Here is a 2,618-nt window from a genome sequence, read left to right on the forward strand (position 1 = left end):
CGTTGCTAGTGGGTAGTGTTGGGTTGTTTTTGATTTTGGCTGCGGTGATGTGCTTATTCCGACGAAACTGTACACCCTATTCCGGGGCAAACTGAACAGTTATTTTTGTGAAGATTTCTGATGGTAAAATTAGATAAATTTTTTTAGTTGTTTTTCATTTTTTTTCTCATTGATTCTCCCTTGAGTTCAAAGCGGATTGCTGAGTGAATAATCCTGTCCAAAATTGCGTCTGCAATTGTTTTTTCTTCGATTAAATCATACCAACTTTTTACCGGCAATTGTGAACAAAAAATAGTAGATTTTTTATGATGTCTATCTTCAATCAAATCCATTAAAATGAGTTGTTTTTCGTTGTTGATGGCTTGGAGACCAAAATCGTCAATAATCAACAAATCGCAGTTTTCAATCCTGCTTAATTCCTTCATATAAGAACCATCAGCCTTTGCCATCATCAGCTTAGCAAAGAGCTTTCCTAGATTGTAATAGAGTACTTTGTAGCCCTTGATACAACATTGATACCCCAATGCGGTAGCCAAAAAACTTTTTCCAGTACCCGTGCAGCCTGTTACAATTATGTTTTCATTACGATCTATAAAAGAACAATCGGAGAGTCTGGTGAGCAAATTTCTATCTAGTTCTCGGTCTGGAGTATAGCTGATTTCTTCTATTGAAGCCTGATAATGGAATCGGGCATTCTTGAGTAATCGCTCGGTTCTGCTGTTGTTTCGTTGGTTGTCCTCGGATTCGATAAGCCAGGCGATAAATTCGTCATTGGTAAAGGAGTCTTGGTTTCTGGTTTCAAACGAAGATTCATAAGCTCGTTTCATTCCGTTTAGACGCATCTTTTGCATCTTTTCGATAGTGGCATTGGTGTTCATATTTAATTCTAATTTAAAGGGTTATAGTTTTGTTTAAGCATAATATTCCGAACCTCGGATATTCTCGTGTGTGATTGTTACTGTGGAGAATAAATTTGGCTCCTCGAGTTGTTTGTCTAGTCCTTTTTCTAATATGTTTTTGATTGGGTTATAACCAATCGCTTCATAAAGCAAAGCTCTCTTGCACGCGTTGTTTAGCCGTTCTTTACTTGTTTTGGAGGCTAGATTCAATACCCCTACGCAACTTTTGTAGTTTTGCTCGGGATACTGTTTTTGCTCCAATATTTTTTCGATACATTCCTTTGCCGAAGGGCCAATTTTAGCCGCCCAACTTATAAAATATTCTGGGTTCCAATTATTGTTGTAGGTGTGACTAACTGGCATATGCTCTTTGATGGTAAGGTATGCATACGCTTTTTGGCTGCGACCGTGCAAGGCGATACGGCTTTGGTTGTGATAGATCTCTACCACATTTTGGGTAAGTATCATCTTTACTTTTTTGCCAATATAGGCGTGTGGCACACTATAATAGTTTTTGTCATTGGCATAAAAGACGTGGCAGTTTTTCTGAACTGTTGCTGTTTTGTATTCTCTGAGTTCGTAATTCTGGGTTGGCAAAGGCTTTAAAGCTTCTTTTTCAATTCCTTGAAACAAATCTGCCCGACTGTGATTTTTCTTCTGAAAAGGCAGTTTGTTATAGTTCTCCAAAAGCAGTCTGATGGCAGCATTGAGTTCATTGATGCTGTAAAATTCGGTATTGCGCAAGGCCGCATAGATACGAGTGTAGGCAATGTTTACGGCACCTTCAACCAAGGATTTATCCTTGGGTTTTAAAGGACGAGCAGGCATTATTGAAGTGTCGTAGTATGAAGCAAATCCAGCAAATTGCTCGTTTATAAAGGGTTCATATCGACTTGACTTTGTTACTGCCGATTTGAGATTATCTGGAATAATACAGGCTGGAACGCCTCCAAAGTAATGCAGTGCATTTTGTATACTGCTTAAAAAATCGGGAATTCGTTGGGTGAGAGAAGCCTCAATGTAAGTGTATTGGCTGGCTCCGAGTGTGGCTACAAATACTTCTACGGGTTTTATTTCGCCTGTTTCTCTGTCGATTATGTGCAACTTCTTTCCTGCATAATCAATAAACAGCTTTTCGCCTGCTTTATGATTAGTAGGCATATAGCCCTCTGATTTCTTATTCCACACACTGTAATGCTCACAAAATCGGCTATACATAACCCCTTCGGGATGCTTTACTTTATACTCTTTCCAAAGGATATTCCGTGTAACACCCACACGTTTTAACTCCTTCTCTACATAAGGAAAAAAAGCGTGCAAATCAGCGTGTATAGACTCTCTGTTGCTTGTACCAAGGCTGCTTGGAACTTCAAAAAGCTCGAACAAATCTTCCTCTGTAAGTTTTAAAAGTTCCTCGGTTTTTAAGCCAGAAACATCAATAACACTAAGGTATTTTAAGATGGTTGTCCTTGATTTGCCAAGGCTTTGGGCTATTTTACTATTGGAAAACCCCTTGTGCTTCATTCTGATGATTTCTTGTATCATAACTGATCCTATTGTTTTATTGGCCATACTATGTGATTTATACCACATAATACAACTAAAAATCATCATCAAAAAACTGTTCACTTTGCTCCGGAATTACCTGTACAGTTTGCCCCGGAATCACCTGTACAGTTTAAACCGGAATTAGGTGTTCACTTTGAACCGGAATATCCA

Annotated in this window: 2 protein-coding genes; both read right to left on the bottom strand. The window is 38.6% G+C overall.

The window, feature by feature from the left end:
• Window positions 1–143: 143 nt before the first annotated feature.
• Window positions 144–842 carry an IS21-like element helper ATPase IstB gene (gene istB, locus ACIQ2Z_RS12930; protein WP_396184580.1) on the bottom strand — a complete coding sequence of 233 codons (699 nt, stop codon included), beginning with the start codon at window positions 840–842 and terminating at the stop codon, window positions 144–146.
• A 69-nt stretch (window positions 843–911) separates the two neighbouring features.
• Entirely contained in the window at window positions 912–2,471 is a 1,560-nt protein-coding gene (gene istA / locus ACIQ2Z_RS12935) for an IS21 family transposase (protein WP_396184581.1), read from the bottom strand.
• Window positions 2,472–2,618 lie beyond the last annotated feature (147 nt).

The organism is Flavobacterium sp. (assembly GCF_044361015.1).
Taxonomy (GTDB): Bacteria; Bacteroidota; Bacteroidia; order Flavobacteriales; family Flavobacteriaceae; genus Flavobacterium.

Coding starts and splice junctions, on each gene's coding strand:
- istB (WP_396184580.1), bottom strand. CDS start 842: ATGCGTCTAAACGGAATGAAACGAGCTTATGAATCTTCGTTTGAAACC.
- istA (WP_396184581.1), bottom strand. CDS start 2,471: ATGGCCAATAAAACAATAGGATCAGTTATGATACAAGAAATCATCAGA.